19 protein-coding genes and 4 pseudogenes are annotated in these 24,397 nt (G+C 35.1%); 7 read left to right on the plus strand and 16 right to left on the minus strand.

Going from position 1 to position 24,397, the window contains the following annotated elements; translation table 11 throughout:
* Nucleotide 1: 1 nt before the first annotated feature.
* From ABWU55_RS02460 to ABWU55_RS02485, 6 genes are all read right to left on the minus strand, one after another.
* On the minus strand, nucleotides 2–1,825 hold the full coding sequence (locus ABWU55_RS02460) for a phage terminase large subunit family protein (protein WP_353286464.1): 1,824 nt from the start codon (nucleotides 1,823–1,825) through the stop codon (nucleotides 2–4).
* Nucleotides 1,822–3,315, minus strand: coding sequence for an ankyrin repeat domain-containing protein (locus tag ABWU55_RS02465; protein WP_353286465.1), 1,494 nt, complete (start codon nucleotides 3,313–3,315; stop codon nucleotides 1,822–1,824). Before ABWU55_RS02465 ends, ABWU55_RS02460 begins: the two co-directional genes overlap by 4 nt.
* A gap of 19 nt (nucleotides 3,316–3,334) precedes the next feature.
* Nucleotides 3,335–3,817, minus strand: coding sequence for a hypothetical protein (locus tag ABWU55_RS02470; protein ID WP_353286466.1), 483 nt, complete (start codon nucleotides 3,815–3,817; stop codon nucleotides 3,335–3,337).
* Nucleotides 3,818–3,885: 68 nt separating this feature from the next.
* On the minus strand, nucleotides 3,886–4,290 hold the full coding sequence (locus tag ABWU55_RS02475; RefSeq protein ID WP_353286467.1) for a hypothetical protein: 405 nt from the start codon (nucleotides 4,288–4,290) through the stop codon (nucleotides 3,886–3,888).
* Nucleotides 4,291–4,297: 7 nt separating this feature from the next.
* The gene (locus ABWU55_RS02480) at nucleotides 4,298–5,512 is read right to left on the minus strand and encodes a DNA modification methylase (RefSeq protein WP_353286468.1); all 1,215 of its coding nucleotides are present in this window, start codon (nucleotides 5,510–5,512) and stop codon (nucleotides 4,298–4,300) included.
* A 112-nt stretch (nucleotides 5,513–5,624) separates the two neighbouring features.
* Entirely contained in the window at nucleotides 5,625–6,092 is a 468-nt protein-coding gene (locus ABWU55_RS02485; RefSeq protein ID WP_264704635.1) for a crossover junction endodeoxyribonuclease RuvC, read from the minus strand.
* A gap of 217 nt (nucleotides 6,093–6,309) precedes the next feature.
* Here ABWU55_RS02485 and ABWU55_RS02490 point away from each other — a divergent pair, with 217 nt between their 5' ends.
* Nucleotides 6,310–7,542: a hypothetical protein gene (locus ABWU55_RS02490; protein WP_264735450.1), complete on the plus strand. Its 1,233-nt coding sequence runs from the start codon at nucleotides 6,310–6,312 to the stop codon at nucleotides 7,540–7,542.
* Entirely contained in the window at nucleotides 7,508–8,623 is a 1,116-nt protein-coding gene (locus ABWU55_RS02495; RefSeq protein WP_353286469.1) for a hypothetical protein, read from the plus strand. The genes ABWU55_RS02490 and ABWU55_RS02495 overlap by 35 nt, the downstream gene beginning before the upstream one ends.
* A 648-nt stretch (nucleotides 8,624–9,271) precedes the next feature.
* On the opposite strand, the gene ABWU55_RS02500 is transcribed toward ABWU55_RS02495, so the two are convergent.
* The 3 genes from ABWU55_RS02500 to ABWU55_RS02510 all read right to left on the minus strand — a co-directional run bounded on the left by ABWU55_RS02500 (nucleotide 9,272) and on the right by ABWU55_RS02510 (nucleotide 13,782).
* On the minus strand, nucleotides 9,272–10,690 hold the full coding sequence (locus ABWU55_RS02500) for an AAA family ATPase (protein WP_114517500.1): 1,419 nt from the start codon (nucleotides 10,688–10,690) through the stop codon (nucleotides 9,272–9,274).
* Between the two features lie 34 nt (nucleotides 10,691–10,724).
* Nucleotides 10,725–10,946, minus strand: coding sequence for a hypothetical protein (locus ABWU55_RS02505; protein ID WP_353286470.1), 222 nt, complete (start codon nucleotides 10,944–10,946; stop codon nucleotides 10,725–10,727).
* A 1,051-nt stretch (nucleotides 10,947–11,997) separates the two neighbouring features.
* Nucleotides 11,998–13,782 (minus strand): AAA family ATPase, encoded by a 1,785-nt coding sequence (locus ABWU55_RS02510; RefSeq protein ID WP_353286471.1) that lies wholly within the window; start codon nucleotides 13,780–13,782, stop codon nucleotides 11,998–12,000.
* Between the two features lie 188 nt (nucleotides 13,783–13,970).
* Here ABWU55_RS02510 and ABWU55_RS02515 point away from each other — a divergent pair, with 188 nt between their 5' ends.
* On the plus strand, nucleotides 13,971–15,236 hold the full coding sequence (locus tag ABWU55_RS02515; protein ID WP_353286161.1) for an IS4 family transposase: 1,266 nt from the start codon (nucleotides 13,971–13,973) through the stop codon (nucleotides 15,234–15,236).
* 177 nt (nucleotides 15,237–15,413) lie between these two features.
* Here the strand turns inward: ABWU55_RS02515 and ABWU55_RS02520 are convergent.
* From ABWU55_RS02520 to ABWU55_RS02545, 6 genes and pseudogenes are all read right to left on the minus strand, one after another.
* Nucleotides 15,414–15,683: pseudogene (locus ABWU55_RS02520) on the minus strand (hypothetical protein); the annotation flags it as partial.
* Between the two features lie 41 nt (nucleotides 15,684–15,724).
* Nucleotides 15,725–16,939, minus strand: coding sequence for an AAA family ATPase (locus tag ABWU55_RS02525; protein WP_353286473.1), 1,215 nt, complete (start codon nucleotides 16,937–16,939; stop codon nucleotides 15,725–15,727).
* Complete coding sequence (locus ABWU55_RS02530) at nucleotides 16,936–17,439, minus strand: hypothetical protein (RefSeq protein ID WP_353286474.1); 504 nt, start codon at nucleotides 17,437–17,439, stop codon at nucleotides 16,936–16,938. Before ABWU55_RS02530 ends, ABWU55_RS02525 begins: the two co-directional genes overlap by 4 nt.
* Nucleotides 17,440–17,468: 29 nt before the next feature.
* Nucleotides 17,469–18,269 (minus strand): AAA family ATPase, encoded by an 801-nt coding sequence (locus ABWU55_RS02535; RefSeq protein ID WP_353286475.1) that lies wholly within the window; start codon nucleotides 18,267–18,269, stop codon nucleotides 17,469–17,471.
* Between the two features lie 23 nt (nucleotides 18,270–18,292).
* Nucleotides 18,293–19,105, minus strand: a complete 813-nt coding sequence (locus tag ABWU55_RS02540) for an ATP-binding protein (RefSeq protein WP_353286476.1) — start codon at nucleotides 19,103–19,105, stop codon at nucleotides 18,293–18,295.
* 52 nt (nucleotides 19,106–19,157) lie between these two features.
* Nucleotides 19,158–19,646, minus strand: coding sequence for a sigma-70 family RNA polymerase sigma factor (locus ABWU55_RS02545; RefSeq protein ID WP_264724058.1), 489 nt, complete (start codon nucleotides 19,644–19,646; stop codon nucleotides 19,158–19,160).
* Nucleotides 19,647–19,897: 251 nt separating this feature from the next.
* Here ABWU55_RS02545 and ABWU55_RS02550 point away from each other — a divergent pair.
* Nucleotides 19,898–20,185, plus strand: a pseudogene (locus tag ABWU55_RS02550) (hypothetical protein); the annotation flags it as partial.
* Between the two features lie 25 nt (nucleotides 20,186–20,210).
* On the opposite strand, the gene ABWU55_RS02555 reads toward ABWU55_RS02550, so the two are convergent.
* A protein-coding gene (locus tag ABWU55_RS02555) for an IS5-like element ISWpi1 family transposase (RefSeq protein ID WP_094189578.1) occupies nucleotides 20,211–21,043 on the minus strand; the annotation gives its coding sequence in 2 pieces (ribosomal slippage) (nucleotides 20,211–20,674 and nucleotides 20,674–21,043; 834 coding nt in all).
* A gap of 125 nt (nucleotides 21,044–21,168) precedes the next feature.
* On the opposite strand from ABWU55_RS02555, the pseudogene ABWU55_RS02560 reads away from it, so the two are divergent.
* The 3 genes and pseudogenes from ABWU55_RS02560 (at nucleotide 21,169) to ABWU55_RS02570 (ending at nucleotide 24,390) form a co-directional block, all read left to right on the plus strand.
* Nucleotides 21,169–22,027, plus strand: a pseudogene (locus ABWU55_RS02560) (IS630 family transposase).
* 29 nt (nucleotides 22,028–22,056) lie between these two features.
* Nucleotides 22,057–22,455 (plus strand): annotated as a pseudogene (locus ABWU55_RS02565) (hypothetical protein); the annotation flags it as partial.
* 6 nt (nucleotides 22,456–22,461) lie between these two features.
* Complete coding sequence (locus tag ABWU55_RS02570; RefSeq protein WP_353286477.1) at nucleotides 22,462–24,390, plus strand: DUF4815 domain-containing protein; 1,929 nt, start codon at nucleotides 22,462–22,464, stop codon at nucleotides 24,388–24,390.
* The last annotated feature ends 7 nt before the right edge of the window (nucleotides 24,391–24,397 follow it).

Below are 24,397 nucleotides of genomic sequence, written 5' to 3' on the forward strand. Positions count from 1 at the left end.
ACTACTCGCTGATCCATTTGCTTTTCACTATTTTCTTTGATTTTTTACTTTCTGGTTTTTCACTTAAACTATTCCATTTACTCTCTGGCCATCTATCTATTCCCAGTGCTATCGATGCTGCTCTTGCATAAATCCTACAGTCTAATACTTCATTTCTTTCTCTTACCTTTTGCCACTCTTGTTTGGTATAACCTTTTACTACTTTGCTGACTAATTGCTCTGCCGTTAGCTGCTTAAAATATTCAGGTGCATACTCGGGAAAATGACAGTATCCTGCTGGAGCTTCTTCACCGTCCTTTAAAACATTAAGTAATTGAAAAAGTTCTGACTTTAAAATCGATACTCCCACTGGCCAGAGCTTTATTCCTCTTTTTAGCTTTTGACCACCAACTGTTATATCTACTCTACTTGGGCTGCTAAGTGGTACTAGAGCTTTATTTACACCTTTCACTGCCATTACTCTTCCAGAGCCTTGATGACCTCTTACCCAATTGTATACTTCTTGTGTCGCATACCCAGCATCAACCGCCATCATACTTATCATGTATTCAAGACCATTTTCACCGATAAAATGATGATTTAAGAGCTCAGAGAGTTTTCCCCATACTTCTCCTCTTCCAGTATCACCTTCAAATACTCGGTATTCTATTGACCAACTTTCGCGGCTTTTTCCCCATGCTACAACTTCTACTTCTAAACGATCTTTTTGGACATCTACTCCTGCAGTAAGCACCACTTCTCTCCTAGGTACTGTGCCTACGGGAAAAAATTCTCTCCTGTTAAATAATTGCTTCCAATCTGGTACTTCTCCTTTGTCTACCCAGGTTTCTCCAAGCGTAGTATTTATCCATACTTTTAGTAATTGTTCACTTTCTTTTGCATGAAGAAAATCTTCTACTGCTTGAGTCCAGCTATACCAGCCTACTGGACTATAAAGACTTGAAAGATGAAATCCTTTTTTCTCACCTTTTACTCCATTAGTAGGTCTCCATTCTCCACGCTCAAGCATCTCTGTCTTTTGATGATTTTCTATTTTGCCGCTACATTCAGTGCAGACATAATGTGCTGTTCTTGAGTCGTTGTTTTCCCATTTAATTTGTGACCATTTTAGAACTTGATAGTAATTACAATACGGACATGGTACAAAAAAGTACTGCTTATCTGTTGCTTCAAATTCTTTCTCAATTCTGCTTATTCCATGAATCGTTGGTGTTGATACTAAAAAAATCTTTCGCCGTGCAAATGTATTAGTTCGAGCAATACTGAGCAGCACTGGATCTCCTTCACCACCTGAATCTCCTGGATAGGCGTCTATTTCATCAAGAAAGAGATATTTTACTGGCATAGATCGGAGGCCTACACTGCTATTTGCTCCAGTTATTACTACTATTCCACCTGGAAACTCCTTACTTTGCACAGTATTGCCCGAATCTCTTGACCTTGGGTCTTTTACTTTACTTTTTAAACATGGCGTACTCTCTATTAACGGCGCAAATCTTCCTTTTGACCAGCGTTTTCCCATTTCAACTGTTGGCTGCACAACTAACATTGGCCCTGGTGTTTGATCTATGATATAGCCTATCCAATTATTTCCTGCTTCTGTTCCCCCAATCTGTACTCCTTTCATGAATACTATTTTCTCTGCTGGTGAAGATGGAGATAGTGAATCCATGATTTCTTTTAAATAAGGAGTTCTCTCTGTTCTCCATTTACCTGGCTCTGATGCTGCAGTTGGAGCTAAAACTCGATACTCATTTGCCCACTCTGATACTTTAAGCTCTGGATCTGGTCTTAAACCTTCAGAAAAAGCTCTAGCGTATATCATTGTCTGCATCTACTCATAATTGGTTCTATCTCAATATTGTTAACAGTAGAGTTTATTCCTCCACACTCCTCCAATTCCATAAACATCTTTTTCTGAAATTCGTTTTCTATATATCTTTTGCTCATCTCACTTATCATTATTGCTATAACAAGCGCAAATATCCCTGTTATTGTTGCAAAAATGATTGCACTGCTTATTGTTGCTGCTGTTAAACCTATATATGCTGCCATTGCTACTGCGCTAACTGTAATACAGATGCAGATAATATTATTATGTTTTTTCATCCTTTTATCTGCTATTTCTCTCTGTGCTATATATTTATTATGAAGGGTTGGAAAATTAACAACGGTATCTCTGCAGAGCAATGACCCATTTTTTTCAGTAAATAAAACTTTAAGTAACTCCAAATTATTTGATTTGATTGCTAAGTGCAAAACAGGTGTATAATTTGCTCCTTTTTTCAGCAATAACTTTACTACATGTAAATGCCCTTTTTCCGCAGCAAGGTAAACTGGTGATAGACCTTTATTATTTACAATATTAATATCGATTTCTTCTTTTAAAATTGCATCTACAATCTCAATTTCTCCTCTTTGTGCAGCTAAATGGAGTAGACTATTCTTTTCAGAACCGTATTTATTACTCATCAAAGCCTTCTTTATCTCAGGTTTAGCGTAATCAAATGGTGTTTTACCGCTATCGTCTTTTACCAGAGGGTCTATATCTTCTCGCGTTAGTAAAACTTCTATTGTTTTCAGTCTTTCAGCGTAATGTAGTGGTGTTTTATTTTCATAGTCTTGCAAATTGACTTGAGCATTAGGCTCCCTTATTAAGCATTTGAGGATATCCAAACACAAATCTCTTTCATCGTAATTAGTATTACTTACAGCTATATGAACAGGTGATAATTTCATCGAGTTTTGTCCTACACGTGCGCTATTTACATCTGCTCCTAGCTCCAGTAATAACTTTACTATCTCTAACTTTTTGTTATTAACTGCATAGTGCATTGGTGTCTGATTTCGTGCATCAAAAACCTCGATTTCAGCTTTTCCTTCTCTTATCAAAATCTTTACAACTTCTGCATGTCCTATGCCTGCTGCTAGATGTAATGGAGTATGGTGCAAAGCATTTCGTACATTAACGTCAATACCTTTTCCTATCAAATATCTAACTGCATTAACTTCACCTATCATTGCAGCTAAATGAAGTAAGCTATCTTGTTCTGACCCGTATTTGTTATTAATTAGCGCTTGTAATATCTCTGCTTTTTTCCCTTCTTTGGCGTAATCAAGAGATGTTTTACCATCATTATCTTCTACAAAAGGATTGATATTCTTTTTTGTGAGTAGCAGATCTACCATACTTAATTCATCAAACTCTATAGCGCAATGTAGTGGGGTTTTTCCGTTTAATCCTCTAACATTTACATCTAATCCAGGTTGATTAATGAGACACTTTATTAACTCCAAACTTAAGTTATCAGCCATTTTATATTCAAAATCTTTTTTATATTTGAAATTTAGTATTAGATAATTCTTGTAATGAGTTTGTAATCTCTTCAGTTAGCGCCATATGAATCTTTTCAGTGTCACTCAGTGATGCAAGTAGTGCTGAAACTCTATTTGGAATATTAAGCAAATTATTACGGACAACTCTTGCTACGTTAAATGCATCGCGCTTTACTTCCTCTACTGCTACAAGTTCACCAATCTCAGCCTTAGCTTTCGCCTCAAGAAGTTTACCTCGCTCCATTTCATTTTTTATTCGAGTTTTCAGCAACATCGTGGAAAGTTTTTCTCCGTTTTCTGAATAGTTTTTTCTTCTCAATGGTTGACTTGGATCTCTTATTGCTGCCACCGCTTCATTTGCCTGTTCTCTATTGATCAAACCATCCTCCAACTCAACTATTCCTTTTTTTACTAAATAACAGACATATTGCTTTGACACTCCTATCTCTCTTGCCCATTCCGTTTGCGTTATCTTTTCCACTTTTTTCTTACTGTTTTTCTTCTTGAATTTCTGAAAAAGTTTTGCCAGTACCAGAAAGAATTGCCTCCCTACCTGTGTATATTTGCCAACGTTTTATCGTTACATCTTGGAATATTAAGCAAATTATTACGGACAACTCTTGCTACGTTAAATGCATCGCGCTTTACTTCCTCTACTGCTACAAGTTCACCAATCTCAGCCTTAGCTTTCGCCTCAAGAAGTTTACCTCGCTCCATTTCATTTTTTATTCGAGTTTTCAGCAACATCGTGGAAAGTTTTTCTCCGTTTTCTGAATAGTTTTTTCTTCTCAATGGTTGACTTGGATCTCTTATTGCTGCCACCGCTTCATTTGCCTGTTCTCTATTGATCAAACCATCCTCCAACTCAACTATTCCTTTTTTTACTAAATAACAGACATATTGCTTTGACACTCCTATCTCTCTTGCCCATTCCGTTTGCGTTATCTTTTCCACTTTTTTCTTACTGTTTTTCTTCTTGAATTTCTGAAAAAGTTTTGCCAGTACCAGAAAGAATTGCCTCCCTACCTGTGTATATTTGCCAACGTTTTATCGTTACATCTACAAATTTTGAATCTAGTTCTATTGTCCTGCAGATTCTTCCTGTTCTCTCGCATGCAATTAGTGTGCTGCCAGAACCGCTAAATGGATCAAGTACTATGTCTCCTGATCTGCTGCTGTTTACTATTGCTCTCTCCATTAGCTCTACTGGCTTCATCGTTGGATGTAGTGTATTGTGCGTTGGCTTATCATAAAACCATAGATCACTTTGATTTCTTCCTCCATGCCACTCACGTTTATTACCGCTTTTCCATCCATAGAGCATTGCTTCGTATTGTCTTTGATAATCAGATCTTCCCAGTGTAAAGTGATTCTTCGCCCAAATGATAAATGTTGACCAACGACCACCTGCTTCTTCAAATACTTTTTGCAACGTTGAAAACTCTGATGATGATACGCAGATGTAAATTGCACCCTTTGTATATGCTAAAATATGGGAACAGATGTCATAGAGAAAAAGTTCGTACCTTTCACCTTGATTATCGTTTAATATCTTTTTATCTTCTCTCTCTTGACTGCTACCATAATCAACGTTATATGGAGGATCACACACAGTAATATCTGCCATTTTATCGTCTAATACTGCCTTAAATGACTCAACTACGCAGCTATCACCACAATAGATTCTATGATTTCCTAAAATCCAAAGATCACCTGGTTTTGTTACTTTTTTGTCATCACCAGCTAAATCAGAAAGATCTTCTTCTTCATTATCTAAATCATCAAGAAAGTTTTGAACTTTTTCCAATTCAAATCCAGTCATTTTAAGATCAAACTGTAAATCTTCTAGCTCTTGAATTTCCACTCTCAAAAGATCATCATTCCACTTTGCCCAATTAGCTGATTGATTTGCCAGTAATCGAAAAGCTTTGGTTTGTGGTTCATTTAAATTATCACTTAAGACCACTGGAATACTTTCCATACCAAGTTTTCTTGCTGCTTTAAGTCTTAAATGACCATCAACCACAGTGCCATCGCTTTTTGCAACTATTGGTATACGAAAGCCAAATTCCCTGATTGAAGCACACATTCTATTTACTACGTCATCATTTTTACGTGGATTACGCTCATATTCGACCAGATTTTGAGTAGGATAATAGTGGATTGCTAAATTCATATAATTTAAATCCTTAATAATTAAAAAGTTAATATTCAAAATATCTCTGACGCTAAAGAAGGCCTGGGGTTGAACCCACCAAACCCGCCATTATGGCCGAAAGGACCCACTTTTACGGTATTTTTAATGTGTTAAAATCTTTACTAAGATTCATAACGTAGAACATTAATGCCAAAGCATCTGCTTGATTATCATCTCTAGGTGAAAAACCTTTTTCACGTATCGCTTCAATAACTTCACTCTTACTTGCATTACCTTTGCCTGCTATAAAGCGTTTTATAGTTTTAACATTAACACCTTGGTAGGGAATATTGTTCTCTTCACACCAAGCAGATAGAACGGCAAGAAAACCACCGTAGCAATGCGCTGCATCAGTTCCTAGATGTCTTCTCACTTCTTCAAAATACACTGCAGTGAACTCATGTTTCAAAGAATTAAGCCAATTACGAAAATTCAAGAAGCACATGCCACCTCCGCTAAAACGACTACCATGAAAGCCTTTGCTTCCACTTTCAATTATTCCATCTGTTAGAATTGCCCAGCCCGTTTGCTTGCCAAGGTCCAGTGTTAGGATTGACATTTATATTCAGAATTTGTTTCGCTAGAGTGCTATATAATATATATTCAGGATTTGAAAAATTTTTGTCCAAAAAATCTTCTTCTTAAGCAAACTTTTTAGAAAAAACTTGGTTAAAAATCAGTAAACAGCCCTTGCATAATTATTGGTCAAGACTTTCAGATTTCTATCTTAACTATTTAAATAGTCTATTATGTTATCATGGTGTGGTTAGTTTCTTATGAACATTTATCCAAATCGTAAATTTTGGGAAGATGATTTAGAAGTCCCTGTTAACCATTTGCTTGACCGTTTTCACAATACAAAAATACGTCAGTCTTGGATAGATTCACTTTCTGGTAAGCAATTAAATATTATTTTTCAAAACTCCTTTAAAGATAAATTAAATGCTCAACTCTTTGATGATGAAAGTTACGATAATACATCTGTACAATACAAACGTAAAGTGATTGCTAATTATTCCGATTCTCTCGTTACTTACTACTTGATTACCTGTTTTGACCGTGCAAAACTAGAAGTTACTGTCAGTGAAATTGCAAGATCTGCATTAACTACAGAACTCATGAAATCCTACCTTGTAAAAAATAATAATAAATATGATAAGAAGTCTTTGCTGTTTCTGCTGTTTCATGCAGATTACAATCTTTTAAAGTCTGTCTATCACTTTGAAAAAATACAAAGAAAGAGTTTCATGTCTTTTGCCTTACAAAAAATACCAAGACGACCAAGTACTCCATTTAAGGACTTTATCTCAGAGGAAATCATACAACAAATACTGAAAGAAGATAACATTAAGAGAAATGACAGTTTCGAGAATCAACTACAAGGTTTCTTCTATCATCAGAATCGTTTATATGTGTTAATACGAAAAGCTAGCGATATAGATTTGTTGTTAAATTCAAACAAAGTTATTCATGGCCATAAGGCAGAGTGGATGATTTTGGATTTTCTACTAAATGGCACTCAGGTAGATCTTGGTGCTAGAAATATCGATCAAGCTATAGAAATAGCAAATAGCATTGCAAGTTGTTACTTTGGCTGCGAATGTATTTTTGTAGATGTGCAGGATAAAAACTTCGCGGAACAGGTGCATAAATTTATAGAAACTTGTATTAATGAATCTGATTCAAATATTCGTGTTTTTGAGTTAAAGTTTCAGTCAAATCGTTTCAATTACAGCTATACTAATATCACTTTGACTGTTGCTCCATATGATCCTATTGCACCGGAATTACATGTTTTAAAGCCATTTGTAGGAGACATAGTGCCATTTATAGAGTCGATTAAAGTAATATTTCAAGGCAAAAAGATAGGCTTATTTTTTAAGCGAAGTGATGAGTACATAGCAATTTACTACTCTGAACATCCTCTGAATAAAAGGGAAAGAGAGGATTTTAAAGCATACATAAAACAATTTTATGGTCTTACAATCTTGCCAAGAGCAAATCTCTGATCTTTTTAATTCTGGCAGCTCTTGGGTTAATCCAAATCAAAATTACATCGAAGCAGCAAGGTATTTGTCAGATCTTGAATTAATTAAGATGCAAGAGAGGTCTTACATTATCTGCTCTCGTAGACAAGATAAATTAGATTGGCCAAATATAGTTGATCCATACTGTAACAATGAGATTTTCATTGATGAGGACTTTAACGAAGCATGCGATAATATAATTTGTGAAAATTGCAACCGTGATATTTTACCTAATACCTACAAGAAGCAAAGATTTCACCGCTTATCTGCATATTTAAACCCAGAGAAATTTATGAATTGGTTTGAAGGTCAGCTAAGTGATACAAATTTTATGTGGCAAAAAGTGGAAAGCGGAGTTTATCATGTTGGTGGACAAGGTAAGATTGTAAGTTTAATCATACTTGATTTTTGCACCAATCCAACATTCTTAACGATAGATAAGCTTAAAGCTAATCCAACTGTATTAATAATACTGAGAAAAAATCCATCAAACATACCTCTTGATTTGCCCACAGTAAAAATGGTTGACCTTTTCTTTCAGCATAAGACTTTAATTGAAGTATTCCAAGAAGCAGTACAAAGAGGAGTACCAGAGTTAATACCAAATACTTCAATGCAAATCTTACATACTGCACTTAATCTAATTGAACCTCCTAAAGAGAAGGAATTATTAAAGTTGCAATTGATAGAGGGCTCACTTTACGTAAACAATATAGAGATTCTAAATAAGAAAGCTGTAGCATGTATGAAGGTTTTTCGCATATTATTTGAACAATTTTTGCATGATTGTAAAAAAGAATTACCTCCTGAAAAACACATGTTGCTTAGCATAACTGAAATAGAAAAACGCCTAAATCTTGATCCAGAAGCAGACCCAGAACATCACATCAGAAAACCACTAAACACAATCCAAAGAACAATAAAAACCACCTTAGCTAAAAAGTTAGGATTAAACATCGAACGTAATGATGTGATTCAAACAGTTGGTTGGCCTGGATCATCGCGTAAAGATTATGGCTACCGTATTAACCCTTTCACTGTGCTGATAAAAGTAGTTCGTTAACTGTGTTGAAGAGAAGTAAAAGATGTTACAATGGAAAAAGTAAAATTTGTGACAAGGCTTGTGATCAAGTTTTAAAGAAGCGTTCTTTGGTTGGTATTTTACCCTAAAGTCACATCTAGCTTTAAAATACAGTTTTTGCCTTATCTAAAAAAAATACAAATTCTCAATTACGTAAAAGCCTAAATTTCTTTTGCTTTCTTCAATCTTTTCTACTCTGTTCGTTTGCCGACTTTTGTGTTTGAAGCACATCTACATTCAATGCCCCTATACTAATATATACCGACCACTTTTTCCGGGAGTTTCTGAAAAAAAGTTAAAATAATTTTAAGACAGCTAAGAAATTAAAAAGAGCATTATGTCTTTTACAACAGAAATCTTCGCTATTTGAGTCCTTTCCATTTTGGAAACAACTTTTTACTTGAGCTGAAAAGAGATTACATGAGTTTTTGGTAAAAACATACAAAACCTATCTAAATCATCAATAACGCTATAATAGCCCTCTAAAGACGTTTTAAAGAATGGTATTGTAGTAGAGAGATTATTTTGGCTCCATTCCCTTCTTGTAAAGCTAAAGATACTAATGTTAGCAAACTCTATAAACTTAAGAATAACTGTAGAAACTATTATTTTTTAAAGTCAGAAAAAACATCACTTACAATTCAACAATTCTCCAAAATCAATTATGTTTGAAAAGTAATCACTATCTATAACATCATCACTTACATCATTGACGTGGATAAGGACTGGACGACATGAAAAGCCTTTTGGACGATTTAGTGCATCTATTTTCTTTTGTACCTCTTGTATTATTGAATGACCAATTTTATCTTTTGAAAATTTGATTTCGCAAATGTAGAGAGTGTTAAACTTCGTTTGAATCATATAATCAATTTGACAGCCTGCACTATTACGCGTTCTTTTCTGAAAAAATGGATTTTCGCTTATTATTCCATCAATTCCTAAGATATTATGTATACTCTTTCTATTGTTCAGCACCAAATTTTCAAATTGAAGCCCAATAATTGTATACCACTCTGGTAAGAACCCTATAGAGTAGGTGTCACGATTAATTTTCCCTAGATCTTTTTCGATATATTTTAGATAAAACCTTAAATAATTATCTTGAAGTCTGTACCTCCTGAGTCGTGAATCAGTACCCGTTTTTATACTCCAAGTATGATCCTTTGCAATAAAACCAGCAAGCTCAAGCTCATGTAGATACTCAGAAATGCGTCCATGTCTTACGATATTTAAAGTAGCACAAATTTCTTCTTGTTCTTTAGCTCCAGTAGAAAGAGCTCTGACTATTTGCTTATAAAAAGCCGTTTTTCGCATGAATAAATCTGAGAATATTTGATTAAATTCTTCAACTAAAAACCCACCTTTTGTAAAACAAAGCCTTTTAATATTTTCTTCAGCGCTATGTTTAAAATTTACCTCCTCTAAATACTTTGGAATTCCGCCAGTTACTGCAAGCACCTTAAATTTTTCATATGCTGAAATATTTTTCGGCCAAAATTCATTGCAATCAGAAAGTGATAATTCTCCGAGTGTTAAAGTTAACGATATTCTCCCTACGAAACCAGTGCTGCTAAGTATATTTTTCTCGATCCAGGATGAAGCTGATCCACAAACAACGAAAATTAACTTGTTATTATTTTTTAGCTGCGTATCCCAAAAATTTTTTATTTTGCCTAAAAAGGTTGGATCTTTTGAGCCCATCCAAGAAATTTCATCAAACAGCAATAATGTTTTTCCTGATAGTAGACGTTCACCAACTGCCCATAGTAAATCGCTCCAGTCATCATACCTAGCAAAAGATGTATTAAATTGTCTAGCAACTTGTCTAGAAAATTCATTAAGTTGGTAGGACGTTGTAGTATGCCTTTCTGGTGGCAAACCTATAAAGGAGTAATATTGTTCAAAATACTTACCAAACTCTTGAATTAAACGACTTTTTCCTATACGACGCCTTCCTTTGACTACTACAAAAGATGCAGTATTTTTGTCTGTAAGCTCCAGTAGTTGTTTTAACTCAGTTTGCCTACCAATAAATGATGGAGACATAAAACACAAAATATAAATCTTTGTCTCCATTATACTAGATAAAATTAGAGACGTAAATAAATAAATTTAGATCTTTGTCTCCATCTTGAACTATTGAGAGGGTTTTGTAGCTTCTGTTTCTTCTTCTATGGCAGTAGCTAGAGACTTTTTTCCTTGAGCTACCTCTACAATTTGCTGATTTCATCACTGAGAGTTTTGCAATTAATTGCTCAGAGGTTTGCGATAAAAGTTGTTGTATTCCCATAATAGTCTCCATAACCCCTTATACTCACCATAAGTTGTTCAATCTTTTTTGAAAAATTTTCTTTGCAAAGTGTAAAAAATGTGTTAAACTTACTAGTAAGTTTACTAAAGATGCCTTTTATTTGCGTTTTAGAGGGCATTATAAGCGTTCTTTAGTGTGGCTAGTAAGTGTTTACACCCTAAAGTTACAGATAGCTTTAAAATGCAGCTTTTGCCTCATCTAAAAAAATTAAGAATATAAAGCTGTTTATTTTGCTTTCTTCAATCTTTTCTACCTCAAGTCTTCATCGCGCTTGCATAAAAGCCTTATTAAAGCAACTAGACCCAGCTCACTTGAAAGTTATTGAGTATTCCGGAAAATCCGGAGATCTGAATTCTTAGTTCAGCTATTAAACTCAGTAGACCAGCGTTATGCGTTTGTTAAAAAAAAGATGAGGGTTAGAGCCTCTGTTAAACTTATGGTAGAAGTAAAGCTATTGCAAAAATAATGTTTCAAAAAGTCTACTAACCATTTGTTCTTTAGGTTCAAAAAATTTTCTTTGCAATCAACAAAAAGCATGATAGACTAGTTGTAGGGTTTTTTCTAATAAATAAAAGTTTGGGGTATTAAGATGCCTCGTAATCGAGTTTTAAGCTACCCTACATGAGTAACTTAGGTCTTGGTGGTATAACTGTACCCTGAAGTCATAGAATCTTTTTAAAACGCTATTATGGATCATTTGTTTTTCACTGCCTTTACTTTATATTTTTATTATAGGTTGCAACTCCATAGAAAAAGCAAAATTATGAAAGGACATCAAAAAACGTTAAGTTCTTCTCTTAACTGATATATACTATGTACTATAGCATAGTATATATTTATATATATAGATTTTTGCCATCTTGCCAACTTCCCTAAACCCGCTATAGAAGAGGACTTTACCCATGCTATCTAGTTGGCAACTTTTTGCCATCTTGCCATCTTACTATTTCTTTAAACTATTGATTTTCTTATATTTTTATCAATTTTAAGTTGGTAGAATGGCAGATTCTTCAGTTTGCCAACTTGCCATCTTGCCAACTTACTATACTATTTTGCCATCTTGTTTTGTAGAATTATGTATCACCCAAACGTCTGGATTTTCAACTGGTAAGGTTACTCCGTTATTTGGTGAAAGATAATAATCTGGCTTTACCAGCACATGTTGATTTTCAGAAATTTTTAACTCCATGTCTTTAACACATAAATAGCCGTACTTTGATTTAGTGCTTGATACTTTATATCCAAGAGCTTCCTTAAAGAACTTTATGTGGCCAAGAGCTGCAAGATGGCTAATCCTTTCACGGATGCTACGTTCACTTCCAAGGCCTAGCTTTCCCTCAAAATACCTAGCAAAGTGTGCCGCGGTGTAAGTTTCGCCTTTATATGCTTCATTAGCAATTAACTCTAAAATTATATCACATCTTCTTAGACGTTCTAAATCCAATTTAGTATTATAGCTAGACCTTACTATTCTTTCTGAATTTAATGTATCATCAGATTGTACAAACGCACCGTTATGCCAATAAAATGAAATCTTTTCTTCGTTAGATGCAGAATAATTTGACTTCTTACGGCAAAGTACTCGTTCATTACCAGAAGCATCAGCTTTATCTGGCTTTGACAAGTACCAACGAGATCTTACTGTATTATTCCACGCAGTTGAACCACCTGTACCTGTTTTACGTATTATTCCTGAATCAGAAGGATGAGCACATAATAATACAGCTCCTTTTATTACTTTCACTATTTTTCCACAACAACTTTGAATAAATTGTCTCACATGAGAGCGATTGTTTTCATTGCCACCAAATAAGTCTGCTGCTGTATCTAAAACTACTAGCTTTGGTTGAAATAATTTAATATCTTCAAGTAATTCTTCAAAGCAATGAGTTAATTTACCTATATCTTTGTTATCAAATACCATGAGTAGATTATCTTTCCACACTCTCGATAAAAAGCCAATATTATCATGAAAGTCACAGGATTCCATATCTAACTGATATAATCTATTTATAGCACACTGTCTTCGCCATAGCTCTTCTGTATCATCTTCACAAAATACACCATATGTCTTCATCTGCTCAATTTCCATTCCCAACCAAGATTTACCTGTGCTCGCTGCTGTCATTAGTTGTTGAGCAAGTAGAGACTTTCCCATACCACCATCACCGTAGAGAGCCGTAACACTTCCAATAGGAAGCCAATCTTTAACAATCCATTCTCTTTCTGGAGCAATATTAGCCCAAGCTCTGGTATCTATTCTCAACGATTTTTTTGAAGGAGCCTTTTTTGTACTAAGGATGAACTCTTCAACATTTACACCTTCTTTCACGCAATCAGCAGCGTCCCAACCCTTTGGTTTATCTTTAGGTATTTCCAAAATGCAAAGTTCTTCAACTCCAAGACAAGTAAGTTTCATAGCAGATTTTTCAGCGTATTTCTTACCTGGTTCATCATTATCTGGCCAAATAATAACATGTTTACCTTTGAGTGGTGTCCAATCTGTCTTCTCAATAGGTGCATTTGCTCCTGACATTGCTGTTGTTGCAGTTATTCCTTTCTCTATCAGCGCTTCTGCACATTTTTCTCCTTCAACAAGAATAACTTTATCGGACTTCAAAATACCTGGAATATTATAGAGTGGCCTTATCTTCGGTGCACCAAAGTCGGACTTTTTTATATCAAAAGGAAGATATCGCTTTCCATTATTATCATCATAACGATAGACTCTAACAATAGCTTGGCCGTTTTCATCGTAATAATCCCAATATGCAGTTGGATTACTTGAAGTTTTGAAATGACCAAGCCACTCAGCTATAGAAGCCATTACTTCAGGAAACTCTATTCTTGTACTTTTTCTATTTACTCCCGCCCAAAGGTCGATAATGTCACCACTGCCATTAAGTTAAAGAAAAAGTGATGGACTGTATTATAAAATCAAGTAAGATCCATAAGTTAAAAGAAGCAATAATATGAGTAAAAAAAAGAGTAATTACATTTATAAAAAATAAATTGATGAGTTTGAACTTTATAAACGCTCACAAAGTATCCTCAAAAGATTTTTCAAGAAAAAGAAAGCTGCCTTTCATTGATGTGTTTATTCTAATTTTCAGAAAGAGTGTAAAATCATTGCAAGTAATGCTTAATGAGTTTGTTCTGCATACAAGAAAGGATCACACAATCACGGCAAGTGCATTTACTCAAGCAAGGAAAAAGCTAAAGCATACTGCGTTTTCAGAGCTAAACGATGATATAGTTTCTCTATACTATCAAGATAAGGAATTTAAAACCTATCATGGTTTCAGAATGCTTGCCTTTGATGCTTCTATACTTATCCTGCCAAAAAGTAGTGAGGTAATAAATGAATTTGGCTCAAGACCAATAAGAAATTGGACTAAAAAAGAGTTTGGAGATTACACAAGTACAACTTTTGAAGTATGTTACGATGTATTAAATAATGTCTCTATAAAATCAGTACTTGGCAGAAGTGACAGTTATGAAGTTGCCTTAGCTATTGATATGCTTGGCAGCGTGAAATCTAACGATTTGCTGATCTGTGATAGGGGATATGTTTCTTATCGGTTTTTTGCTGAGCTTGCACAAAGAGGTATTAATTACATAATTCGCTGTCCATATTCGTCATTTAATGAAATTAATGCTATGTTTAAGCCAGAAAGTCCATCTGATGCGATAGTCGTGTCAACCGCACCTGTCAAGGTAGCAAGACAGCTAAGGAAGCTAGGATTACCTGATAAAATAAAGTTTAGATTGGTCAAGATAGTTCTTTCTTCTGGCGAGATTGAAGTGTTGGCTACATCGTTGTTAGAAGAACAGCAGTTTAAAGTTGAAGAATTTGGAGAGTTATATTATTTACGTTGGGGAGTAGAAACATTTTTTTCCAAACTCAAAGGAAGGTTAGGTTTAGAAAATTTTACAGGTAAAAGTGTTGAAACCATAAAGCAGGATTTTTGGTCAACCATCTTTATTAGCAACTTAGAAAGTATTATGACAGAGGATATAGAAGAGACATTGAACGCGGGTCTAGCCAATTGCAAGTACGAGAAAAGCATCAATAAATCTGTCTCATTTAATGCAATAAAAAATTTAGCTTTCGATGTTTTTTCTACAGAGTCAGACATAGACTGCATTATGGATCGATTATCACAGTTATTTTTGATGAATACTTTAGTAGTGAGAAAAGGAAGGAAGGTCGAGCGTAATAAAGTAACTGATACTCGTTCACTGAACTACCAAAAAAGAACTAGAAAACATGTGTTTTGAACCTAAGATACCTTTTTGTTAGAGGTTACATCTTTCACTCAATAACCTACAGTTGTTATTTTTTCAGTACCTTGAATTTTACTTCCCTCAAGGTTCACCATAATATTTGTCATCATTACAAAATTACTTATATTTTTGGTCGAATTTTAACTCCTGTTTCCTTAACTTAATGGCAGTGATAATGTCACCACCTTCTCCTGTTGCAAAATCATGCCATAGGCCAGCTTCACTACCACTTAATTCTACTACTAGACTCTTGCCTTTATCACCTTGTACATTGCCTACATAAAACTTATCACCACGAAAAGTTCCTCTTGGTAATAGATATGAAAGGCATGATCTGATATTTAACAAAAGCTGAGCTTTTAGCTGTTCTTTTTCTAATAACGGTTTGTAATGTCCATTTCTTTGTGGTGCTGCTGTATTAAAATCATAATAGATATCCATAAAATTCCCCAATATATTAAAATTTAACTTATGAAATTCAACTAAGCTGTTTTCCAGTGTCCGTTAACTTCACTGATGAATTTTGTTGGTATGGGTCTTCCATTTTTGAGTTCATACATTACTTGCAGAACATTTCTATGCTGACTAGGTTTAAATATTACTACTCCAGATGTATATAAACTTCTTAAAACATTAGCACCACTCAATGCTTGAAATGGATTCTTTTTTAACGTAGTTGTGGATACTTTTTTGGTATAATGTGTAAAGATTACTCCGGCCATAGGATTAGTTATAGAACGTAGTTTATCAACATCATTTTTCAGAAAAGAGACCATACTCCTATAATCAAAAAGAGAATCTATCACTATAACGTCAACTGTTTTTACATCGAGATTTTCGTACATAATTTCTTTTATTTCTTCCACATTCAAGGTTAGTTTTATTTTTTGAGTGATGACTAAGTTTTCTGTCCCTGCATCAAGGGTTTTCTTGCTGATTCTTAGCTTCTGTAAGCGCTCTCTTATGTAATCATATTCCATTTCATTCTGTAGATAGAATATCTTAAGTGGCTTTGCAGGCTTCATACCAAGAAATGATACTCCAGCAGCTAAATGTACTAACATGGAAAGAAGAAAATTACTTTTTCCGATTTTGGGAGTTCCACCTATGACCAAAAGACCGCCTGGAGTTAATATTCTTGGCCCTATTATATCTTTTGGCATTGGTGATTTATCATTTAAGTAGTGTCTTACAGAAAATGCTTTTTCTCCATTGTTTTGTAACGTGGAATTTTTTTTAGCGTTCAACCACTTTTTGGCAGAATCTATGTTACCTTCAACTAAAGTCCAAAGACTGAGTATGTCTCCCTTCTTTTCTTTATAAATGTCATTCCAATTTCCTGCTTTCTCTCCTTTTATTTCAACTATTATCTTATCTTTACCTAAATTTGCCAGATAGAACCTATCTTGATAAAATTCTCCACCCGGAAGTAAGTAAGATACACATTCTTTTATGTTATCAATTAACAATGATTTAATCTCTTTTTGAGATGAAAAACCCATAAAATTTCCCTCCTTTTTAATCAACATATTCTTTAAACGTTTAGAGTCCAGATTGGCGAGTTCACAAACAGTTTCAAAGGATCGTGATCGAATCCATTTACAAGCCTCTTTTTTAAGTTTTAGGTTCCTTCCTGCTGCATCCTGAAGAGCTCTAATAATAACAGCAGCCCATAACTTTCCTTCGTCGTACTTCAAAATGGTAACCAGTCAGATTCAATACCATTGTTTTGTTCTGGAGTAACAACTGTAGCAATTCTGTTTCTATCTCCGTATCTACTGTCGGCTTCAATACCAACTTTTGCAGTAAACTCTAACCCGTTAAAATCAGCTATAGAGTTGATTTTTCTAGCAATAGCTGCTTTTTCTGAAGTGTCATGTGCATGAATGTTCCGTGCTGACTCCAAAATACTTCTAAGCATAGAACGACCAGATTCTCCCCAAGTATCTTCTCCTTCAACTCTTGCTTTGCCACTTTTAATACCAATTACTTGAAAAATCTTGCGTTTTGCATATGGACCTTCAGTGACAGTAAATTCAACGTTTAAATAGATGCTGCCGGTAGCATAGCTTTTAGTGAACCAATTTTCATAACCTCCAGGCTTTATTGCCATTTTTACCTTGACTATTGTACCTTTCGGTATTAAACTGCTTTGCAGTTTTGCGTTATTAAAATCAGTTAAAAAATCTGATAACATATTGTCTCCCATAAATTAAGTGAAAAAAATCAACTCCATTGGTCTACAAGTTTCCAACGACCATTTATCTTATCGACAAGCTTGCTTGCCACACGTTCACCATTTCGCAGTTCAAATACTATCTGACGTACAGTACTTTCTTCATCATGAGCAAACATCACCATGCCAGTGCTATAAAATCCACGTAAAGATCCAGCACCGCTTAAACCTTGAAATGGATCCTCTTCTAGCATCTTTTTGGATAGTTTTTTTGTATGGTGAGTGAGTATTATGCCCGAATCTGGATTGATAACATTTCTCAGTCTTTCAAGTGTTTTTTGCAAGAAGAATAACATAGCGCTATTGTCGTTTTCATTGCCATATTCACTTGAGTTAAAAATGTTACGAAGAGGATCGACGGCAATAATATCAGGTTTGAAACGCTCTTTGATAACATTTTTAATTTCATCTATTTCTTCACTGCTGAAAGATAATTGTACTCTTGGTGTAATGATTAAGTTATTGGCAGCTATATTCAAAAGTTCGTTATCCAGTTGAAGTTGTTGCAAACGTTCTTTCATATATTCAATTTCAGTTTGCAGATAGAAAATTTTCATAGGTTTGCTTGGAGTCATACCCAAAAATGAAACTCCAGCAGCCATGTGGACAAGCCATGAAATTAGAAAATCGCTTTTGCCAATTTTAGGTGGGCCACCTAGTACCAATAGACCTCTTTTTGTTAAAATCCTTGGTGAGATTATATCTTCTGGTATCGGTGCTTTGTCGTTTAAATACTCTTTTACGCTGAAAAAGGGAATTTTTTGACCGATATTGAAAAAGCTTTGTTCCATAATAATTATTCTCCAATTTTTAATTAAGCAATAGGAGCCAAAGTTTTGGCTTTAATTTTCGCAAGCAATTTACCAAGATGCGGTTCTTCAACCATATTCAGGCAGCCACTGCGATCTTTAGCTGGATATCCCCAAGAGTTAATAGTTTGACAGACAAATAAACGTTTCTCTGTTCCATCATCTTTCTTGATTCCAACCATGCTGATTACCTCATCAACTATCCCTGGAATCTCACTAGCAGTTTTAGCCCCTTCACATTGAGGTAGCCATGTTGAACGATTACAGTCATCAAGATATTGACCTAGTGTGCCAACTATGATGATGTCTTTATCTCTGATGTGTTGAAACTGATTGAGCCATGCCATCATCTCTTGAGCAAGTAACCCATAAGCAGCTCTTTTATCTTCTTTTCCCGATCTATCAGAAAAACACTCAGGTTGCATCCTTGCCCATAAAAGACATAAACGTGAAGCAACGGTTATACTATCCACAAAGATGCATCGGTATTTAGAAACTTCAGAAAGAAGATCTTTGTGCTTGCTACAGACATGCTCATAGTGTTTTTGACTATACGCCTGATCAGATTTTAGTGCAGGGTTCGGACCACCAATTAGGCAGGCAATATCCCGAGCTTGATTCCAAGTACGAACACTAATTGAATCTCCCTGCCAATCTTGAACAGCAAGCAGACCTGCTTCAAAGTCAAGACAAAGTGTTGGTTCACTTATAGTCTTTAAGAGGCTGGTTTTACCAATACCGTAAGGACCAAAAATTACTACTTTTATGCCTGTAGTTGTTTTCAATCTTTCATTATTGTTTAAAATTTTAAAAGTCATTTATTCACCTCAATGGTATATGTTATATATTCAGGAAAGGTAGAATTTATGTTCAATTTTTCTTTTTGCCCTTGTAGTAGATGGAAGAGAGTTTTATACGTATTTTTCTTACCATAGTATTTAAAGTAGTTCTTGATATGTTGTTCATCTTAGCAACTTCATATAAGTTAAAGTACTTGAGTTGTTCGCATATCCTCTGCATCTTTCTTGGTAGCGTTGAAATCATGTAATCTACATCAGTACGTTTTGCTACTTCATCTTCAAAAGCTTCTGTTTTCTCAATATTGATGTAGTTATTAATATTGCGTTTTATACATAGTTGTTTCTCTAATAAGTTGTTGGCACGACGTTCAGTTAATCTTGCTACAAAAGTGTTAAAGCTACCTTTACTTTCATCATATCTATCAAGATAAGTCCAAATTTCACAGAAAAGTTCTTGCTCAAGATCTTCATGAGTTTCATGAGCAAAGCATTCAAAAAGTTTTAATCTCTTAGCTTGATACCGTATATTTTGAACAACTATGGCAGTTTTTAGTTTCATAACTTTTCCCTAAAACAATTAATGCTTTAAGGATGAGAACTTATAGGTGCACTTTGTAGGACAGGAGCAAAAATAAATAATACAGATGCAATTTTTAACCTATTAATATTCTATTGTTTTTTTTCGAGAATAATACAGTTCGATTTTTAAATAATACTGCAACAAAAAATTAGGCAAAAATTCATTTTTTTTGGACAAAAATTTTTCAAATCCTGAATATATATTATATAAGCCTTTCAAACTCATCACAGGTGTCAATTCTTACACAATCAGGAAGAGCAGCAATAGCAGCAAGTATAAAAGAGCAGCCGATACATCTTGCCTGGGGAACAGGTGATGCAGGTTGGGAAAGCAATCATAAAGTAGAAAAAACTTTTGCAGCTGATAGCGAAATCAAGCTTGATCACCATCCCATTAAAGACGTAAAAATTTTTATCAGACAAACAACTTATCAGCCAAGTATTGATTATACAGTTGATAGTAGTACTGGTGTTATTCAGTGCACAGAAAACAGCTCTATTGTAGAGAGTAGTACAGTTAGAGGTTGTCCGGAAACTAGTAAATTCAAGCATATTCCCTCTTTAACATAACCCTACTCATAGCTAGGTATATGAAATTCTCAGTGGATGTTGTGAGTAAATCATACTCCTTCGATAGCCTTCTATTCCTATTAACCCAAGCAAAAGTCCTTTCTACAACCCATCTTCTTGGCTGTACTTTAAACCCTTGTTCTCTTGTTGGTAGTAGCTCAGGTGGCGTATCTTTGTGCACCCAAAATCTACATGGAGGCCTTTTAACAATTTCAATATCTATGTCATATTCTTCCTTTATGTGATTCTTTAAATTTCTTCCTTGGTATCCCATGTCAGCCCACATTTTTTTAACTTTAGTATATTTTGTTCTCATATTGTTTAATGCTATTTTAATACCATCTCTATCATTTTCGTTAGCAGCGCCTACGTAACAACCTAGTATAAAACCCTGAGTGTCTGTAATTATATGCCTTTTTCTACCCTTTACTTTTTTACTTCCATCATAGCCTTTGATCCCCCCTTTTCTGTAGTCTTTACAGATTGACTATCTACTATACAGGCACTCGGCTGCTCATTCCTTCCTATTTTTCTTCTACTATATTTTGTAATTTCATAATTCATTTTCTCAAAAATTCCCTGCTTCTTCCATTGCCTGAACTGCTCATACACAGTCTTCCATAGCGGAAAATCATTTGGTAAATACCGCCATTGACACCCTGTACGCAATACATAGAAAATTGCTTCTAATATTTCTCTTTTGCTATACTTTGGCGGCCTTCCTCCTTTCTTGTATGATACTCTGAAGTGTTTTTCTATTCTTGCCCATTCCCTTTCGCTTAGATCTGTTGGATACTTTTTTCTCATCTTTACCCCGTACTAAAATTTCAGATATTATAGCCTTTTACTAGTTTCCGGACAACCTCTTATAGCTCTTTCCACAGAAGTCCGGATATGATAAGATTAAGGATAGATGGCGATAAGGAGGTTGGATGCCGGCAGCATATAGTTATGATTTAAGAAAAAAAGCAATGGAAGCACTAGACGAAGGGGAAAGCAGAGAAGCAGTGGCAGCAAGATTTAAAATTGGACGAACTACTTTGTGGGAGTGGCAGCAAAGAAAAAAAGAAACAGGCGACTTTCAGTCAAAAAAACTCGGTAATGGAGGTTACAATCAGAAAATTATCGACTGGAATAAGTTTATCGAATTTGCTAAAAAACACGGTAGAAAAACTCTGTCGGAAATGGCTAAACTTTGGGGCAACGTTAGTATCCAAACGATCCACCGAGCTCTCAGAAAAATTGGATTTACGCGCAAAAAAAGACATATGGATACAAGGAAAGGAACGAAGAAAAACGTGCTGAATTCTTAAAAATTATAGCAACAAAAGAACCAGAAAACTTAGTGTATATAGATGAGTCTGGGATTGATAACACGGAGGACTATCCATATGGGTATTGCCAGAAAGGACAGCGATTTTATGCCCTAAAATCTGGAAAAAAAACTCAACGAATCAGCATGGTTGCAGCCTTAAGTAGAAGAAAGATAGTTGCTCCATTAACATTTGAAGGCCACTGTAATATGGATATTTTTAATGGATGGTTTGAGCAATTTTTGGCACCGATCTTAGAACCTGGACAAACTGTCATTCTTGATAATGCTACTTTTCATAAGTCTGATAAGCTTATCAAGCTCGCTAAAGAGTCGGTGCAGAAATTTTGTATCTGCCGCCTTATTCTCCAGATTTTAACAAAATTGAGCATCATTGGTTTGCTATAAAAAACAGAGCCAGGAAAAACATTCCTCTATTCGAATCCTTTCGTCGTGCTGTTGATTCTGCCTTCCTATGACCTATTCGGACTATTATGAGAAATGCTATACTATAGAGTACGTTCAAAGCACACCACCGGAGCCCATTACTTCTCAAAAACTACTCAATGAACTTGGCAGGCGTACTGCAGACGAAGTTCTCTTCTGCACAGGTGATGAGAATGGAGAACTTGTAACTCCTTCTGGAAGGTTTAGGTCCTCAAATGTACCAACCAATAATTTGTACCTTAAATTTACTTTCGATTTCACGGACGCAGCAAATCAAGTGATAAGGGAATTAGGGGTTATGGTTGGTACTAAAATAAAAGAAGGATTACCTGAAGGACAGAGATATTTTGAACCAAAAGACGTGGAAAATCCTGGAATTTTGTTAGTTTTAGAACACTCCGTACCACTTATCAGAACATCTGCAACTCGGGAAACTTTTTCATTTGTTGTAACTTTTTGAAACAAAATGACTTTAAATAGTTATTATAACCGCTTTAATCCTGACAAAGAGTACGAAAAAAGTTTGTTTCTAGCAGGAAGAGGTCTACAGTCAGCAGAATTAAACGAGACGCAAGAATATGCTCTCTCTAAGCTTAAAGGCATAGGAGATGCAATATTTCGTGATGGCGATGTTATAACAGGAAGCAATTGTATTATAGATAGAGAAACTGGTAAAGTTACGCTTGAATCAGGAAAAATCTATCTTCGTGGAGCAGTGAGAAAAGTCGAAAAAGAAGAATTTATTATTCCACTGAGTACCACAGTTCGTATAGGTGTTTATTATCTAGAATCTACTATTACAGAGCTTGAGGATGAAAATCTTCGTGATCCTGCTATTGGTACAAGAAACTATCAGGAAGTAGGAGCTGCAAGGCTTAAAGTTTCCACCATTTGGGGATACCAAGTAGAAAGTGTTACTGTTAACTCTACAAATGGCGAATTTTACCCAATTTACAATATTGAAAATGGAGTATTGATAGAACATTCACCGCCACCACAAGCAAATATAGTAACTACTGCTCTTGCTCGTTATGATAAAGAAGCAAATGGTTCCTACGTCGTAAATGGCCTTGAAGTAATGTTCCTGCAAAAGGAAGAGGGAGAAGGAGGAAAAAAAATATTTGTGATTAATGAGGGCAAAGCTCATGTTGATGGCTATGAGATTGAACTTCCTCACAGTATTCGTGTTTCTTTTGATGAAGATCCGGATATAAAATCAGTTGAATCAGAGCCACATACTTTTCAGCCAAATAGCCAAAGAGTAATGGAACTTAAAGTTAATGATTTTCCAATAAGTGAAATTAAAAAAGTAGATATAACTGTTCAGAAAACCATTACCATTACTCACGGTTCATATTCAGGAGCCATTGATCCGATACCTGACTCTGCAGTACTTGAAATTATTCAAATTAAACAAGGCAATGTTATTTATGAAAATAGTATAGATTACAAATTAAACGCAGGAAACGTCGATTGGTCATTACCTGGTAAAGAGCCAGCTCCTGGAAGTAGTTATCAAATAACTTACCGCTGTCGTACTCATGTAAGCCCTGAAGATATAAGTGAAGAGGGATGTAAAGTAAGAGGTGCCGTTGATAACAGCTTGGTTCTGGTTGATTACACCTGGAAAATGCCCCGCTATGATTTAATTACTATCGATAGCAAAGGAGTAGTAAGGAGAATAAAAGGTATAGCTCACCCTTGGCGGCCATCAATGCCTAAAGCACCTAGCGGACAACTTTTGCTCTGCTACATTCATCAGACATGGAAAGAAGGCGAAAAAGTAAAAGTAGTGAACAATGCTATTCATGCTGTACCTATGAATGAGCTTGAAGCAATGAAAAGGGGAATAAATGATCTTTATGCGCTGGTTGCAGAGGAACGTTTACGCAATGATGCAAATTCAAGAGAACCTACAACGAAAAAAGGAGTATTTGTTGATTCGTTCTTCGATGATGATATGCGTGATCAAGGAATTTCGCAGTCTGCAGCGATAGTAAACAAGGAATTAATTTTACCAATAGATGTAACGATTGCTGATATTGATGGGGGAGAAAAAACTTATTTATTGCCATATAAACTTGAGCCTGTACTGGAGCAGCTTTTACAGACCAAAGGAGAAAAGATCAATCCATACCAAGCTTTTGATCCAGTACCAGCACAAATTACTTTAAATAAAAATATTGATCACTGGACGGAGGTTACCACGAATTGGAAAAGCCCAGTAACAAGAGTATTTAACGTTAAAGAAACGACAGAGCTATTGTCAAGTACTTCATACGAAACTGAATTTATGAGAGAAGCAGTACAGAATTTTGAAATTGAAGGTTTTTCCCCAAACGAAAAGCTCAAAGAAGTGAAGTTTGATGGTATCGTCATTCAGCCTATGGCATAAGAGGTGA

It is taken from the genome of Wolbachia endosymbiont (group A) of Crataerina pallida (assembly GCF_964028475.1).
Taxonomy (GTDB): domain Bacteria; phylum Pseudomonadota; class Alphaproteobacteria; order Rickettsiales; family Anaplasmataceae; genus Wolbachia; species Wolbachia pipientis.

Coding starts and splice junctions, on each gene's coding strand:
- ABWU55_RS02480 (WP_353286468.1), bottom strand. CDS start 5,512: ATGAATTTAGCAATCCACTATTATCCTACTCAAAATCTGGTCGAATAT.
- ABWU55_RS02485 (WP_264704635.1), bottom strand. CDS start 6,092: ATGTCAATCCTAACACTGGACCTTGGCAAGCAAACGGGCTGGGCAATT.
- ABWU55_RS02460 (WP_353286464.1), bottom strand. CDS start 1,825: ATGATATACGCTAGAGCTTTTTCTGAAGGTTTAAGACCAGATCCAGAG.
- ABWU55_RS02545 (WP_264724058.1), bottom strand. CDS start 19,646: ATGAAACTAAAAACTGCCATAGTTGTTCAAAATATACGGTATCAAGCT.
- ABWU55_RS02535 (WP_353286475.1), bottom strand. CDS start 18,269: ATGGAACAAAGCTTTTTCAATATCGGTCAAAAAATTCCCTTTTTCAGC.
- ABWU55_RS02490 (WP_264735450.1), top strand. CDS start 6,310: ATGAACATTTATCCAAATCGTAAATTTTGGGAAGATGATTTAGAAGTC.
- ABWU55_RS02500 (WP_114517500.1), bottom strand. CDS start 10,690: ATGTCTCCATCATTTATTGGTAGGCAAACTGAGTTAAAACAACTACTG.
- ABWU55_RS02515 (WP_353286161.1), top strand. CDS start 13,971: ATGAGTTTGAACTTTATAAACGCTCACAAAGTATCCTCAAAAGATTTT.
- ABWU55_RS02530 (WP_353286474.1), bottom strand. CDS start 17,439: ATGTTATCAGATTTTTTAACTGATTTTAATAACGCAAAACTGCAAAGC.
- ABWU55_RS02510 (WP_353286471.1), bottom strand. CDS start 13,782: ATGGCTTCTATAGCTGAGTGGCTTGGTCATTTCAAAACTTCAAGTAAT.
- ABWU55_RS02505 (WP_353286470.1), bottom strand. CDS start 10,946: ATGGAGACTATTATGGGAATACAACAACTTTTATCGCAAACCTCTGAG.
- ABWU55_RS02495 (WP_353286469.1), top strand. CDS start 7,508: ATGGTCTTACAATCTTGCCAAGAGCAAATCTCTGATCTTTTTAATTCT.
- ABWU55_RS02540 (WP_353286476.1), bottom strand. CDS start 19,105: ATGACTTTTAAAATTTTAAACAATAATGAAAGATTGAAAACAACTACA.
- ABWU55_RS02570 (WP_353286477.1), top strand. CDS start 22,462: ATGACTTTAAATAGTTATTATAACCGCTTTAATCCTGACAAAGAGTAC.
- ABWU55_RS02465 (WP_353286465.1), bottom strand. CDS start 3,315: ATGGCTGATAACTTAAGTTTGGAGTTAATAAAGTGTCTCATTAATCAA.